Annotated in this window: 8 protein-coding genes; 1 reads left to right on the top strand and 7 read right to left on the bottom strand. The window is 49.0% G+C overall.

Going from position 1 to position 16105, the window contains the following annotated elements; translation table 11 throughout:
* Positions 1–133: 133 nt before the first annotated feature.
* The 5 genes from AC58PV_RS18055 to AC58PV_RS18035 all read right to left on the bottom strand — a co-directional run bounded on the left by AC58PV_RS18055 (position 134) and on the right by AC58PV_RS18035 (position 10009).
* Positions 134–1981 carry a heparinase II/III family protein gene (locus tag AC58PV_RS18055; RefSeq protein ID WP_497433627.1) on the bottom strand — a complete coding sequence of 616 codons (1848 nt, stop codon included), beginning with the start codon at positions 1979–1981 and terminating at the stop codon, positions 134–136.
* On the bottom strand, positions 1875–6512 hold the full coding sequence (locus AC58PV_RS18050) for an Ig-like domain-containing protein (RefSeq protein WP_497433626.1): 4638 nt from the start codon (positions 6510–6512) through the stop codon (positions 1875–1877). Before AC58PV_RS18050 ends, AC58PV_RS18055 begins: the two co-directional genes overlap by 107 nt.
* Before the next feature lie 63 nt (positions 6513–6575).
* Complete coding sequence (locus AC58PV_RS18045; protein WP_497433625.1) at positions 6576–7445, bottom strand: carbohydrate ABC transporter permease; 870 nt, start codon at positions 7443–7445, stop codon at positions 6576–6578.
* 13 nt (positions 7446–7458) lie between these two features.
* Positions 7459–8358 carry an ABC transporter permease gene (locus tag AC58PV_RS18040; RefSeq protein WP_497433623.1) on the bottom strand — a complete coding sequence of 300 codons (900 nt, stop codon included), beginning with the start codon at positions 8356–8358 and terminating at the stop codon, positions 7459–7461.
* A gap of 91 nt (positions 8359–8449) precedes the next feature.
* Positions 8450–10009 (bottom strand): extracellular solute-binding protein, encoded by a 1560-nt coding sequence (locus tag AC58PV_RS18035; RefSeq protein WP_497433622.1) that lies wholly within the window; start codon positions 10007–10009, stop codon positions 8450–8452.
* Between the two features lie 303 nt (positions 10010–10312).
* Here AC58PV_RS18035 and AC58PV_RS18030 point away from each other — a divergent pair, with 303 nt between their 5' ends.
* Positions 10313–12673, top strand: a complete 2361-nt coding sequence (locus tag AC58PV_RS18030) for a helix-turn-helix domain-containing protein (RefSeq protein WP_497433621.1) — start codon at positions 10313–10315, stop codon at positions 12671–12673.
* A 131-nt stretch (positions 12674–12804) separates the two neighbouring features.
* On the opposite strand, the gene AC58PV_RS18025 is transcribed toward AC58PV_RS18030, so the two are convergent.
* Positions 12805–14349 carry a response regulator transcription factor gene (locus AC58PV_RS18025; RefSeq protein WP_497433620.1) on the bottom strand — a complete coding sequence of 515 codons (1545 nt, stop codon included), beginning with the start codon at positions 14347–14349 and terminating at the stop codon, positions 12805–12807.
* Complete coding sequence (locus tag AC58PV_RS18020) at positions 14339–16075, bottom strand: cache domain-containing sensor histidine kinase (RefSeq protein WP_497433618.1); 1737 nt, start codon at positions 16073–16075, stop codon at positions 14339–14341. Before AC58PV_RS18020 ends, AC58PV_RS18025 begins: the two co-directional genes overlap by 11 nt.
* Positions 16076–16105 lie beyond the last annotated feature (30 nt).

The raw sequence follows: 16105 nt of genomic DNA, 5'->3' as shown, positions 1-16105 counted from the left end.
CTCATGTGCCTATTGGTCACTTGATGCATGGATAGCCGTATGAGCATGAAGAAGAACAGGTTCGCATGAACCTGTTCCCTTTATTCCTAATCGACGACAACCGTCTAATGACATCCAGTGTGCACAAACGGGTTCAATGTATACAGCATGTCATGACGAACCTGCATGTATAGGTTTGGGCCAAGTGCTTAGCATGAAGATGCAGCCGGTATACCAATAATGGCTGGGGATCACGACTAGGTATCTCTACCATCTCCACATACGCCGTCAGTTTCAACGGTTCAAATTGTAAAACGACATTCCCCTTCGCTCCCGACCAAATTACCACGCCATCGCGGATAACCGGTTTATGGAAACTGATGAAATGCTCCGTTAAGCTCCGCTCTGTCTCCCTAGTTCCCTCGTCAAAAATGAAATGATCCGTCAACGTGAGTTCCGCGCTTGATTCCTCTCGGCGGACCTTCCATGCGAAGGACCGTTGGATGGAGCGGATTCGTGCCTCTGGTCTATAAGCATGCGTCAAATCCAGTTCAAACCTGACAGCGTCTTGATCCGTTTCGTATCTTGTGACGATTGCGCTGTGTGCTTCACCGGCAACCTGATGCTCGCCATTGATAATAGGAACCGAGTGTCCCCCAGATGAGGCATGCAGGTGGTTATAGCGTTCTTTCCCGAAGTATTCTCGCGTGTATACACCCATGCCAAGATCCGCCAACAACGTATCTCCCTCGACATGAAGAATAAAATGTCCAAGGTCGTTATGATTGTGAGGCTCGTTGTTGTGTCCTCCTTTGGCCGAAAAAGCGAGCAAACCTCTCGAAGTTTCGCGTTTATCCACCACCCAATCCGTACTGGGGAAGTAGAATGTCCCCTCTGCACCTTGCGTATGCAACCATTTGGGTTCTGTCCATAGGATGTTGCGGAAGACGAACGGCCAGCGGTAGCAATGATCTTCATGAAACGAAGGTACACTTGTCATGATCGGCGGAGCCATGTTTAGTCTGCTGCACAAACGACTAATCAGTCCAGTAGCTGGCTTAAATGTGGGCCTGCAATCCGAGTAATTGATGCAGGAGGAATCGCTGAGTGCAATGGCTACTGGGAACTCGGCAATCCGCTTGATTTTGTCCTGTTTGAACAGATCAATCGACCCGTTCGTAAATTCATAGAGCATCTCGGCCCAATAAACGAAATACCCAAAACCGTACCTCCAATAGGAGAGGCCTTCCGGACAGCAGCCATCCTCTCCGTATCCAGCAAGAAAGCTATCCATCGCGCTGACAACCCGGTCTTGCATGCCAGCAAGGCGTTCCCGATCATCAATGAGCAACAACGCCGCCATCCCGACGGCACCCCCACATACGGCCGACCAATTATTCGTCTTTGACGTCCAGATGACATGATGAGCACTTTCGAACACAGGCTGGAACACACGGTTCTCGATTTCTTGCTTCACCCGGTGCGTAACCCAGTCATTCAAACGGTTCCCTACGAGATCCAGCACTTCGGCCAACGCATGTGCCGTTTCAGCGGCGAACAAATCCACATGGCGATGAGGTGGGACGCGCGCCGCCAACACTTGATCTATGGTTTCAGGTAGATGCGCTGGTACCGCCCAGGCATACTCATTACAGATTTCCCAGATGAGATTCTCCAACGTCTCCTTATAGGCATCGCTATCATCTAGCATCATCGTCAAGGCAAGGGCAAGCAAGCGTCCTCTACGTTCAAAATAGGGCTTTTCGAATTCCTTACGCGTGCCTAAGGAATGGAATGCCTGGAAATCCGAGAAGGACAGGAGAGGGACAGGCTCACGCCTGGCCCTCTCCGCTTCCTCACGTATTTCCTTCATTAATTGGGCGAGATGCGGCGCCTCAAGCAGTACCCTTCTTTGCGCCGGGGTCAACGCTCCGGAGGTCAGGGTTGTCGGCCGTCGTTGAACGGCTATGATCGCTTCTCTTAATTGGTGAAACGGAATCATGGAATTCTCCTTTTTGGTTCATCGTCAGGTTCATTGTCATCTGCAAGTTGTTCGCATCCCTCAGGAGTATCTGAGCAGCAGCGGATGTAATGTGCTTACCCTTTTGTGCTTCCACTTCATGAACAAAGGCCACCAAGTTGTTATGCTGCAGCTTGACAACCAGACTGTTGGCGATTCCCTTATTCGTAATCCATGACATCGCCGTAAACTGACTGATGAGCGCTTGCAGCGAGTCGGTGTCCGCATAAGTTTGGAACGTGACCGTGTGACTGCCTTGGTTCCCCACTGCATCAACCCCCGACACGATAAGCTCATGGTTCCCGAGAGGGAGCGTGTATAGTGGAATCTGATCCCCCTCAACAATTGGCTGCTCGTCAAGCCATACCTTCGTCTTCGACGGATCTACACCGGACAAGGAATCAGACAATATGAATTGAGGCGTAAGCACTTCGCTGTTCTTCAACGCTTGATTCACGCTTGGCGTGGAAATCGTTACACTAGGCCCCGTCCTATCGAGCCGAACAGTTTTCGTTTGCACGGCTTCCACTTTGCCAGCGTAATCCGTAGATCGATAAGAAACCGTGTGGATGCCGTCTGTCTCTATCACAATCGGCGTTACATAAGGCTGCCATGTCACCCCGCCATCCAAACTATAGTTCGTTTGGGCCAAGGTGGACGATCGTTCACCCCGACCTAACCCAATCGTAATCGGATTGGTGTACCAGTTATTCGCTCCATCCGGCTCGGTAGGGGTGATGGATGGGGCTGTTATCGGCTCACGAAGCTGTGTAACCACGATATCGTCAAAGATCAGATTATCGAATCCGCCTGCATAGAACCCAATCGTTCCGGTCAAATTGTGCGCAGGATCTGAAGCTTTTAACTTGAGGACCCCATTGACCAATAGGGAGATATCCGCGCCATTCACGATCAGTTCAAAGGTATACTCCGTATTCGGAGCCAAGTCCTCGTAGTTCAGGTTGGACTGTTTCACAGTCCCCCAGGCACCGTTATACAGAATCCATTGCGACGCTCCGTCCACTGTCTTCCGATACCCAATTCGATCACCGCTGCCTGAAACCAAGCGATCAAAGATATATAACGTCGCTGCGCTCGGGATCGTGGCTGGTGTCTTCATCTTGAACGTCAGATCGTAGTTAGTGAATGAACGTGGAGATGTGGCAGAAGCCCCTTTTAACAGCCGATACTTATGGTCACCGTTCACCGTGATAATGCTGCGATTCGGATCCACCGGCCAACCGCCTCCACCAGATTCAAAGTCCGTCTTCAGCAGAACGTCCGACACGATGATGTGGCTAGTTGCTGATGCTTCAGGCGTCTCGACGGATGTCACAGTAATGTCTGTCTCACCTGGTCCGACGGCGGTGACTAAGCCGTTACCATCAACAACCGCTGCGGCGGGATTGCTCGATGTCCAAGTAACCACATGATTAACGCTATCTGATGGATCAAAACTCACATGCAGGTTCAGCGCTTCATCTGCCCCGAGATTTGCGCTAGCTCGATCCAGCAGCAGCCCTGCAACCTTCGTGGTCGGCACCGACAGCTTGATGTCATCGAACAACAGATAGTCAAATCCACCTGCATAGAAGCCGACCGTTCCAGACGGATTATACGTTGCATCCGTCGCCTTTAACTTCAGCACGCCACCCACATAGAGGGAGATGTCAGCGCCTTTTACAAGCACCTTGACGCTGTACTCGGTATTCGGCGCTAAATCTGCGTATGGCAGGTTCACTTCCTTAACGGTCCCCCAGGCCTTATTATAGAGAAGCCATTTGGACGTGCCGTCTTCAAGCTTACGGTAGCCGATTCGGCCCCCTCCGCTCGAACCTAGCCTGTCGAAGAAATAAATCGTGCCTAAGCTAGGCATTGTTGGCGGTGTCTTCATCTTGAATGTTAATTCGTAGTTGGCATATTCGTTCGGCGAAACCGCCGTAGCGCCTTTCAACACTTTATACATGTGATTGCCGCCCATATCTACGACGGAACGATTCGGATCCACCGGCCAGCTGTTCCGCCCCGTCTCGAAATCGGTATATTCATAAATACCGTCCCCGATCTCGACGTTAATCATGACTTCATCCTGAAGCAGCGGATTTTCTGCCGAAGTAACTGTGATGACGGCCTGCCCGATGCCCGCTCCCTTCAACGTTCCTTTGCTATCCACTTTGACCACGCTTGGATCACTGGAGGTGAATAGCAGCTTTGGATTCGTCGCATCCCACGGTAACACAGCAGTGTGAAGCTCATACGATTTACCAATTCCAATCGTCACGTTTGTGTCATAAGCCCGAATACCTTGAACGGGAATCGTATCTGGCGCCAGATAAGGCCCTGCTTTGCCAATAATCCCGATATCGTCAAAAGGAATCGGATGAAAGCCAGGTATCTGCTGGAACACTGCGGCATCGCTTTTCAGATTGAGATCGCCGCCCGCCAGGTTGACAAAGCCAGGATCACTGTTCGTTACCCAGTTGTTCGCATACTGCAGCAAATTGAACTTATCGTACGCCCCTTGCGCGTTAGTGATAGAGCTGCGAGCCATGGTAGGGTTATATATCACATTATTCTGTAAGGTGTTCGTCGTCGGATAATACCGATTCTCCGTAAAGAAGTCCGCAAGTTCTGGATATTTGACCAAATATGGCGTCCCTACAAAATTATTATTTTGGGCAAACAATGCCTGCCATTTCGGCATGTAGTTCTTCGGAATCTGCTTATCCGGTGCATCACCAAGATAGATGTCGGCATAATCATAAGGTACTTCACTATCGATAAACAGATTATTCTGAGTCTTGATGTGTGCACCACCGTTATTTTTAATAGCGGAATTGCCCATTTTGTAGAAAATATTATCTTCAATCGTCAGCCCCATCGTGAAATTGTCAGGATAAACACCTTCTACCCCAGCTTTGGATTCGCCAATGTTGTGGAAATAATTGCCCCGAATGACGGTTCCCCGCTGTTGCGGTGTCTCGCCAGCATTCATATAGATGGCCCCGAGGTCGGAGAACATTTTGCATACATCATAAATGTTATTGTATTCTACGAGGTGGTCGTTGCCAAAGATTAGAATGCCGGGATGCGGTGCATCGTGAATTTCGTTGTGCGACACACGGTTCCCGACTCCGGTCAGAATGACACTCGGATTGTATGCCTTGTGATAATAAGCAAAATCGTGGATGTGCGAATTTTCCACATAATTGTTGCCAGGCTCCAGCGTGACACGGCTGCCTCCGTTCAATGTGACTGCTGTCCCACCGATATGATGGATGTGACTGTTCGTTATTCCGTGATTCACCCCCGTTGCTGATGCAAAATCATTGTATAGCCATCGGCTTTGTGTATTCATTTGCACGCCGCCATTTGTAAAGTTACGGATTTCGCAATGGGAAAGCAGCACATGATCGCCACCCATAATCACCACGGCCGAATCACGTCCATTCTCCAACGTTAGATCCTCGAACGTGACATAGGAAGCGCCGACCGCATTAATCATCGGTGTTTTGAGCATCGTTACCGTAATCTCCGGATGCGCCGCTTCAAACGCTGCTGTCGGCATGAAATACAAGATTCCCTGCGTACGGTCTATGTAATATTCGCCAGGCATATCGATTTCTTCAAGTAAATTTTGTGCAAAATGGAAATCCGGATACCAGTTCTTGAACAAACCGCTCATTTCGCCGTAGCGCAATGTGATCTGTTTATTCACGGTATCAATGGAAGCGATTTGGTTATACGACCATTCCCAGCTATAACCGAAAATACCGTCCAACCAAATGTCGTTGGCATTCGTCCAGTATTGCGGCCGGTCGTACGTGTAGCTGAACGTCCCTCCCCGATCCTGCAGATCAGCATCCTTACGCGTCGGACCCGCATCGATGATGTCGCCCATTTGCACAGTACCGTTATTCGGCCAGCGCGCAAGCGTCATGCCCTCGCCAGCCACGTACAGTTCCATAGGCGGAACCTGACTGACATCGTTTGCCTTATAGTAACCATGTCGGCTCATCACGCCGTAATCCGAAATGCCGTGACTACTCAGATCCACCTGCAGCACTTTGGTACGTGCATCGGGACTAATAATTCGCTGCTGAACGGCTGGATCGGCAACTGGTGTAAACCAACTCTTATCGAGCGATTGACCGCCAGATAAACTTACCTTCTCATTCGGATAAGCTTTGTAGATAATCGGACTGTCAGCCGTACCGGAATCTTGCGCCTCAATCTGGAAGCTAGCTGTTCTATTATACGTACCGCCACGCAAATAAACGGTCACACCGCCATCGGGCAAGCCGGAAGTGCCCTTCAACTGACGAACGGCATCTCGGGCCTTTTCTATCGTTTGAAAAGGCTCATTGATCCCACCCGAATTGAAATCACTTCCATCGGTGGCCACATAGAAGGCCGTTTCCGGTAATCCGGATTCGGCCTGTATGGCAGGTAACATAAACAAATTCGACATCATAGCTGTGATCGCGAGAATGATTGCTTTTTTTCTAAACATAGCTCTACATCCCTTCGTAAAGAAAATTTTACTTGGCACAGGAGAGACGTATGCAGGACAGCGTTATCCCTTCACCGATCCAATCATTGTACCTTTCTCAAAGTAGCGCAAGAGGAATGGATACATGATTAACACGGGAAGAGCGGATACAATAACCGCTGCCATCTTCAAGCTCTCAGGTGCAGGGGGAACCTCATTCACAGCTGTCGTAAACGGATCGAGCCTGTTCTCGATCAGGATTTGCCGAACGATCTGCTGCAGCACGAACTTGGATTGATCGGTCACATACAGCAAATTGTCCATAAAGGCATTAATGTGATACACAAGCGACCATAGTCCGATCGTAACTAATACAGGAACAGACAGTGGCAAAATAATACGGATAAGAATTCGCAGATCACGCGCTCCGTCAATCCGCGCTGCTTCAATTAGCGCATCCGGAATCGAACGGAAGAACGAGATCATCACCAACACCTGGAAGGCGTTCGCCGCATGCGGCAGCACGTAAACCCACCGCGTATTCAACAGATGCAGCTCCTTGATCAGCAAATAGTTCGGTACAATTCCACCATCGAAGATCATGGTAAAAAGCAGGAGCATGACCAATATCCGCTTCCATGGCATTTCATTGCGAGACAGCGGATACGCTGCACACACGGTGACGATCAAGGTAAGCGCTGTACCAACAACCATTCGGAACAGTGTATTGCTGTACCCTTTCCAGATGAACGGGTACGTTAACAATTCTTTGTATGGCGTCAAAGTCATATCCCTCGGAATCCAGTGAAAGCCGCTGCGAAGCGCCTCTCCCCTTCCACTTAGCGATACCGACAGCACGTGAATAAAAGGGTAGACAACAATAATGGCGAGAACGCCAAGTACAATATAAATGAGACTAACGCTTAATCGATCTTGCCAGTTTCCAGTTCTCATGTTGCGAATCCTCCTACCATAAGCCACTCTCTCCCTTGCTTAGTCTGCGCACCGTGAAGTTAGCCCCTAGAATGAGCAGCAAACCTACTAAAGACTTGAACAAGCCAATCGCAGCCGTATAACTGTATTGGAATTGCTGTAGCCCAACGCGATAGACGTAAGTGTCAATGACATCTCCCGTATCAAAGGTGACAGGATTGAGCAAGTTAATAATTTGTTCAAAGTTTGCGCTCAAGAAGCCGCCTAGGCTCAGAATGAACATAATCGCAATGGTTGGCATAATCGACGGAATATTAATATGAAACAAACGCTGCCAGCGATTCGCACCATCCATCGTTGCTGATTCATGAAGTTCTGGATTGATGCCCGACAGGGCTGCAAAATAAATAATCGATCCCCAGCCGATATCCTTCAATATGGCTGAACCCACCACAATGGAGCGAAAATACTCCTTGTGCCCCATATAAAATACCGGTTTCCCACCGAACCAACTGACCATCTCAGCCACAATGCCCGTGGTCGGTGACAGGAAGTAGATGACAAGACCGGACATAATGACCCACGAAACGAAATGTGGCAGATACATCGTCATCTGTACGAAACGCTGAAAAAAGCGGGATCTAATTTCATTCAGCAGAAGCGCCAACACGATCGGTGCAGGAAAGGCGAACAGCAGCAAGTAGAGATTCAGCAGCAGTGTATTACTTAGCAATCGGTAGAAATCGGATGAATGAAAGAGCGCTTCAAAATGCTTAAAGCCCACCCAGGGGCTGCCCCATATGCCATCGACAACGCGAAAATCTTTGAACGCGATCAGTACCCCGTAGATCGGGCCATATTTGAATACGAGAAAAAAGGCAAAGGCAAACAAATAGAGCGCAAACAGCTCCCTATTTTTCATTATCGTCTTCATATCTTGTGCACTTCCTCAGGGCTAGTTGCGACTCTCCTCGGCAGCGGTTATTGACTTGCTACCGAGGATATAGAATCGCTTCTCAAGCTGATTATTTTTTGAACTGCTTCTGGTACATCTCATTGGCTTCCTTGGTCAGTTCGTCTCCACCCTTGGCTTTCCACTCCGCTACATACTTATCAAAATCGCTAAGCGGCACTTCGCCACTGATGATTTGTGCGAAATATTTTTGCGTCAGCGCTGTCAAATCCTTCTTATATTTGCCATCGGATGGAAGCGCTGCGAATAATAGCGCATCTGTCTGATTCGGTGCGGAAGAATAGGTACGAACCGCTTCGTTCAGCTGCGGGTTAGAATATTTATCCCGGTAGGCCCGAGTCGTGATATTGCCAAGGGAGAACAACCGGATGCCAACTGCATCACGTTGTTCCTGCTTTTCGAAACCCGTTAAGATTTTCGTTGCGCCCGAAGTCGCTCCGCTCGCTGCAAAATCCCATTGTGTTCCTTTTACACCCAAACTCGTCATATTGATTGTTTCTTCGTCACTGCTCTCTGCTCGCAATATTTCAAAAATCTTATTCAGCTTAGCTGGATCATTCTTCACCTTGTTGCCTAGCACGATGTAATTACTTTTCACGCCCCAATCCCAGCTGCCGCTGCCGCCAGGTCCTTTCGGATTTTTACCCAGTTGAAGCTTGGCATTCGGATTGATGTCTTTCATCGCTATATTTGTCGCTCCATCAGCGAGAGCTGCTTTGCCGACTTGCTCCTCAATCACACCGATTCGACTGTTATACAGCTTCTTGCGGTATGAATCTTGTGTATCCGTAATATATTCAGGATCGATCACGCCGTCTGCATACCATTTGCGCAGCTTCTCAAGTGCAGCCTTGGCTTCTGGCATAACGGAACCGTTCATAATCTGTCCTTGTTTCTCGTGCCACATGGTTGGTTGAACGCCATAAGCGCCAAATATCGAGTAGAAGCCCGTCGACCATGTCGACGTCGCCGTACCGGTCAAACCGTAGGTATCGTTCTTACCATTGCCATCTGGGTCTTTCTTCGCAAACGCATAAGCCGCCTGTTCGAATTCATCTAATGTCTCTGGAAGCTTCGTGATGCCTACTTTGTCGAGCCAATCTTTGCGCCATAACATCGTGAGGTCGTAAGGTTTCAAATCGATAAACATCGGAACTGCCCAGAGCTTATCGCTAAACGTTACCGTCTGGAAAAGCGCCTTCGACTGCATCACATCTTTATAGTATTCCGGCATTTTGTCTTTCACCATATTAGGATCTAAGTCCATCAGAACACCTTGCGCTTGGTAGGCAGATACATTGGATGGATCTCCCAACATGAACACATCCGGTACGTCACCTGAAGCGATACTGGCATCGGTCACTTTGACCGGTTTGATTTTGATATTGAATTTCTGTTCAAGCCACTTCTGTACTGGCGTATCGGCCACAACGGCCGGTGCTTGGAATTGAATGCCCCACGTAATTTCAATTGGTTTTGCAGCAGCAGTACTACTCGGTTGACTCGATTCGGAAGTTGTTTTCTTATCTGCGGCACACCCGCTAAGTACGCTTGCAGCCATACTGGCTGCTAAGACGGTGAGTGCGACTGGTTTCATTTTATAGATAGGCACAATAATCTCCCCCTGCTTCACATCATGAATTCCGTTCCTTAACTCGCTCTGCCCCGGCCGGGAATTGGGAACGGTTACATTCTTTACGATATCCCGTGGCACACAACTACACAATGATCTCATTCGATTTTCTTTATGTTTTTCCTTTCTAAGCCTGTTTTTATCCCATTATGTTATCCGATTTTTCGTATGTTTTTCGCCACTTGCCTTCCCCTTATCTCATTCTGTGCTATAATTTGCATGGTGCTGAGTACGTTATCCACCTGAACTTGAAAACGCTAACACTACGAAAGGAGGGTTTGGATGCCTAGTCTTCAACTCATTCGCAACCGATCTCTCTTCGTCAAACTGCTGTTGTCGATGACAGCGATCGTCATTGTCACGGTCATCCTCATTTCCTCGGTTACCTATACGATTTCTGCCGATACCAGCATTCAGAATTCGATTGAATATAATCAATCCATCATGGAGCAGCAGCGAGAATTAATTCATAAAGAACTTACTGCGATACAGAATATCGCTTCGAGCATGGTCATGACCCAATCCTACCTGTATCATAAAATAAATGATAAGCTCAGCGTCTCTTCACTTATTGATTTAACGCGGTTTCTGGAGGAGCAGCAGAAGCTAAATCCTTATATTGACTCCATTTATCTCGTCTACAATAAACTTGATCTCGTACTGACCTCTCGTTCCGATATGAAAATGTCTCCACTCTCTTCCTTCACCGACCGTTCTTGGATAACGACGATGAGTGAAGACACCGCGAACCGAACGGTTTGGCTGACCAATCGTCCTGGCAATGCGGCCAAAGGAACATTGGCCACCAGTTTAATGCAGAAAATGCCGCTCATCGGTCCCGTTGATGGGGCCATTGTGATTAATTTGAAACTCGACCTGCTCTTTAAAGAGTATTTGAGCCATTATCATAATAAAAAGGGAATGACGCTTGTCCTCGGATCCAATGGTGAACCGCTTTATAGTGAAACGGAAGAAGCGGCCGCCCTTATCGGGAAGTTTAATCAAAGCGTACTATCCGCTCCTGGTAGCGGTTCCTACGTTGACGATCGCCAGTGGATCGTGACCTACACCACCTCAAGTGTGACAGGTTGGAAGTTTGTTAATTTGACCAAACGATCTGTTCTGCTTCAAGGCCTTAACCGTATCAAAATGATTGTCGCTGGCATTTCAGCAATTTACGTCACGATTGCAATATTGCTGCTAATCTACATCTCACAGCGACTATACCGACCGCTCAAAAGTGTTGTCGCCTATATCAGCGGCGCCAATGCGACTGCTGCGCCCTCTACGGGCGAGAGCGCGAGTCAAGAAGCTTCTCTGCCAGCCGCTGATGAAGCGAGCTTCATTCAGATGGCTTTCGAACGGCTTCGTCATAGCCGGGAGACGATTCTCAGCGAGAAGGAACGGGTAGAAACATTACTTGGGGATAACCGTTCAGCGATTAAGGAGAAATATTTGAGCGATCTGATCAAGGGACGGGCTATTTCTCAGCAGGGCAGTGGACAGGAGAAAGATGCAGCGGAGCTTTTGGGACTTAAACTGGATTTCGAACGATTTGCCATCTTGACAATCGAGCTGGAGGAACAATCTCTGCTGAATGACTCGACTGGCAATCTCCACTTTCATCTCTTTCAATATGGTTTGATTGAAGAGCTTGGACCCGAAATTGACGGCGAAATCTTCGCTAGAGACGATGAACGCATCATTATCATCATTCTTGCTGTGCCAACCAATCAAGACGATTATCCAACCGAGCTTGCGAGAAAGCTGCAGCGTACTATGGAGAGCCGTTACAGCATCATGGCTACGATCGGCCTTAGCCGCACCCACTCAGGTGCTTATTCGGCCCAAACCGCCTATGAAGAATCGGTCGAAGCGCTCAGCCTGAAAATGTATGTCGGCAAGGGCGAAATCGTGCCCTATACCATCGTCAGCTCTTGGAAGCAGGATGAGGAGACCTATTACTACCCCTACGAGCTAGAGACCAAGCTGCTTCAGGCGCTGCTTCAGTTGCAAGAAGAGGAATGTGCCGAGACGATCAGCCGTATCACGCAAGAAGTGACTGCCCGCAGGCTGAGGAAAGCCAATGTGCAGCAACTCTTCTTTCAACTGAGCGGGGAGATCGTCAAAACGCTGGTGCAAACTGGCGGGGATATGACCGCCGTACTCGGCGATCGACCGTTCGTGCTGTCTGGTATCCAGACGCTGCGCGATATGGAGGCACGCTTGATGGAGATGTGCACCCAAATCATCACGCACAATCGGGAGAAGCGGTTGAAGCTCAACGATATGACCCTACAGCTCGCTACCGAGTTTATGGAGAAGAACTACAATAACAACATCACCATCGAGACGGTTGCTGGGCACGTGCAGCGAAGCACGTCCTTTTTGAGCCGTATTTTCAAAGAAACAACGGGCACCACGATCAACGACCATTTGATTCATCTGCGCATCAAACGTGCCTGCGAACTGCTGCGGCAGCCCAAGTATTCGCTCGAGGACATCTGCCGTGAAATCGGCTATGCCAACGTCAGCTACTTCAGCAAGCTTTTCAAATCTCGCATGGGGACTACGCCTGGACAGTACCGCTTACTGCAGACGGTGGACCAGGTTCCTGCGGGGGATATGGGGGATTCGGAGTAGTCGCGAGCGCAACATTTCAAAATCAAACAAACACACCGGCCTATTGGGAACGAGTGTGTTTGTTTGATTGATTGCTGGTATGAATGACTTCATTTTCTTCATGCTTTTGAGCAACGTTTTTCTTGGAAGAGTCACTGTCCAGCCATTTGCTTGCGGTATTCCTTGGGGGAGACTCCCGCTATTTTGTTGAACATATGCGTGAAATAATTAGAATCGTTAAATCCAGTAGCCTCGGAAATCTCGAATATTTTCATTTCTGTGCTTTTCAGCAGCAGCTTCGCTTTCTGTACGCGCAGGTTCTGGACATAGACGGTTACACTTTCCCCAATCTCCTTTTTAAACAAGTTGCTGAAATAGCTGGGGTTGAGATGGACATGAGCTGCCACCTCAGCCAAGCCGCATACCCCCATGTATGATTCTTCAATAAACCGAATGGCCTGTTTGACGGGATTATCATTCTTACTAGCAAGCCAGTTATTGTGGGACTGCAGGAATTCATGGATGTATCCCTTCAGCCAAGCTACAATTTCCTCCGACGTCACACATTTGTAGACAGCATCCCACTCTATTGGACGAACGGTCATTTGCCATTCGGGAAACTGGACCTGCACCAGCCGGAGAATGGCAGCAGCCAGCAGCAGCGCTTCGATCTTTGCGGATTGCGGAGGTAGATAGCATATCCGGAGAACTTGCCCCTGCATCTCCTGGCCCAGCAGACTGTTATCCTCCGACATAAGCCAGCTTACAATCTCCCTCTCCTTCTCGTAAAGCGCTGTCTGGTTGAGTAGTGATTCATTGGCAGAACCGTGTTGCCTATACCCTTCCCGGCAATACCGTTTGTAGCCCTGGTGTAAGTCCTCCGTACTAGCGCATTGCCCTTGTCCGTTGTATTCAAGAACCAACCTTAAATAATGATGGACAGAATCGGTGAGTAACTGCAGCCATGAAGAAGATGTATCAAATGTGTCCTGCGGGGAAGCACTCCGATCCACCAATAAAGCCCACTCCGAAGCGTTCAACGGAAACAGGCGAAAACCGCCAGGAAACCATTTATTCAACTGCTCCCCTACTATATTGGAGAAAGCAAACTGCAAAAGCGGCACATCCTGGTCTGAATAATGCTTCTCCGGCGGGAAATAGGTAGGAACACGGAGAAAATGCAGTTCGCATTGCTTCATCCGTTTTAGCAGAGCGTCCACTTCTTCACCGTTGCAGGGCATGCCCATGATCGCCGAGCGTAGCTCGCTGTCTTCATGCTGGCGCTTCCAGCCCTCTACCAAGAGCTGGGACTGGCTTTCTTTAATCAGCTGCACATAAATCCGATCGAGTACGCATAAGATATCCGATTCCACACAAGGCTTCGTGATAAAGTCCATCACCCCGAACTTGACGGCAGACTGGGCATATGTAAAATCCTTAAATCCAGTTACGAGCACAATTTTAGTTAGCCAACCGCGCTTTCTGATTTCTTCTGCCAGCCGCAGACCATCAATATGCGGCATCCGGATATCGGTCAACAAGAGATCCGGGACACATTTCTCCATCATTAACAAGGCGTCTCGGCCATTTCCCGCTTCCCCCATGACCACCCACTCGGCGGACCGCTTCCCTACCAGCCTCCTCAGCCCCTTACGGAAGTGTGGCTGGTCTTCTGCAATAAACATCTTACCCTTCATCCGTCCCCTCCTCATGACTCCCCAGTGTCCCGGACTTAATAGGAAGCGTCATGTGAACAACCGTTCCTTTTCCTATACTGCTGATAATTTCCACTCCATAAGAGGGTCCGTATACCAGTTCAATGCGCCTCAACACACTTTTGTAGCCGATTCCCGTCTTTTTGCAGTCTGGCAGCACAGCATCCTCCTCAGTCAAAATTCTCAGGGTTTCTTTATCCATGCCACATCCATTGTCGGCTACCTCGACATGCAACGCTTCATTAAATACGAACGCTTTAATCCGCAGCACTCGGTCATTCTCCATATCGCTGAAAGCGTGCACAAAAACATTTTCCACCACTGGCAGCAAGAGGGATCGCATCATCCGCAGATTCAGCAGAGACTCCTCAGCTTGAATAATGGTTTCAATCTCGCCAGTGAACAGCTCTGTCTGGATCTTGATGTAATTGCGGATCTGATGCAGCTCTTCACCAAGAGTCGTATCCGTCTGAACTGATTTAAGGGAATACTTCAACATCTCCGAGATGGCGTTGATCAGAAGCGCCGTCTCCTCTTGGTCGTCGCTATACAGCTTCCAATACAGCTCATTGAACAGGTTGTGAAGAAAATGAGGATTCAGCTGCGCCTGGATGGCCTTCAGCTCCGACTCCCTCTGGCTGATTTGCGCCAAATATACCTTATTGATCAGCTCGCTCACTTGCTCTGCCATGCTGTTGAAGCTATCTCCGATGTAGCCCAACTCATCGCCGGAGTCCACTCTGACACGGACCGTGAAATCGCCGGAACGCAGCAAACGCAGTCCCTGCATCAGATGGGCTAGAGGCTTCAGGAGTGTCCGGGTGGAAATCGTAATAAGGAGTGCACTTAGCAGAATCACGCCGATTCCGGCAAATGCCAATACCTGAATGATGTCTTTATTTTTCCTCTGTATCTCTTGCAAGGAAGCTCCTCCATATAGGGTAAATCCTGCCGGAATCAGCTCGTGGCGGACAAACAGATAGGAGATGCCATTCATTTTGACGTAACGGGGATAATTTGCTTCTGTCAGTTCCAAGAGTTGCTCCATCTCGCTCTGGTCAGTATTGGAGTAAAGCATACCGCCCATAGGCTCCAGTAGCAGCACCTTGCCACTGCCGTTCTCCGTAAGATCTCGCAGCACCTTGGATACCAAGCTTTCCTCCATCACCAACACCATGGTGCCATATGGAATAAGCTTCTCATTGAGCATCCGTCTAGCAGCAACCAGAACCGTTCTGCGACCGTCGAGATCAATGGTGCTGGCCGCCTCGGCCCGGCCCCAGACCATATTCCCTCGATGGGGCTTAAGCTTATCCATCATCCTGGTCAAGTCATCTGTTCCCGGCTCTCCCGACGCTCCGGTCTTAGAAAGAACCGTCATTTCCCCGTTTTCATTGTATAAGAAAACGGAACGGATAGACGGCGCATCCACCAACAGCATATTCAATTGCTCTTCCACATACTTACGGTTCTTGAATTGAGTGTAAGAATCGCTTACTGGAACAGTGTTCTCCCTGAGGAACTGTTCGATGTTCGGATTCAGGATAATCGATTGGGATACCCGGTTTATTTCCTGGAAGGACATCTCCAGTCGTGCCAAAGCCTGTTCGTTGGCGATGGAGAACTGCCTGCTGATTTCACCCTCCATTAACTGGATATTTGACCGGTAAACCATCCAGCCTGCCAAGGCAAAGGCAAGTGTTACCATACACGAGAGCAGCACGATCAGTTTGATCTT

It is taken from the genome of Paenibacillus sp. J22FR83, assembly GCF_059691955.1.
Note: the sequence above shows the minus strand (reverse complement) of the source record. Positions and strands in the feature narration are given on the sequence as shown.

Bases quoted from the DNA above. Each gene is read 5' to 3' on its own strand.
- AC58PV_RS18055 (WP_497433627.1), bottom strand. From the start codon at position 1,981: ATGATTCCGTTTCACCAATTAAGAGAAGCGATCATAGCCGTTCAACGA.
- AC58PV_RS18050 (WP_497433626.1), bottom strand. From the start codon at position 6,512: ATGTTTAGAAAAAAAGCAATCATTCTCGCGATCACAGCTATGATGTCG.
- AC58PV_RS18045 (WP_497433625.1), bottom strand. From the start codon at position 7,445: ATGAGAACTGGAAACTGGCAAGATCGATTAAGCGTTAGTCTCATTTAT.
- AC58PV_RS18040 (WP_497433623.1), bottom strand. From the start codon at position 8,358: ATGAAGACGATAATGAAAAATAGGGAGCTGTTTGCGCTCTATTTGTTT.
- AC58PV_RS18030 (WP_497433621.1), top strand. From the start codon at position 10,313: ATGCCTAGTCTTCAACTCATTCGCAACCGATCTCTCTTCGTCAAACTG.
- AC58PV_RS18025 (WP_497433620.1), bottom strand. From the start codon at position 14,349: ATGAAGGGTAAGATGTTTATTGCAGAAGACCAGCCACACTTCCGTAAG.
- AC58PV_RS18020 (WP_497433618.1), bottom strand. From the start codon at position 16,075: ATGGTAACACTTGCCTTTGCCTTGGCAGGCTGGATGGTTTACCGGTCA.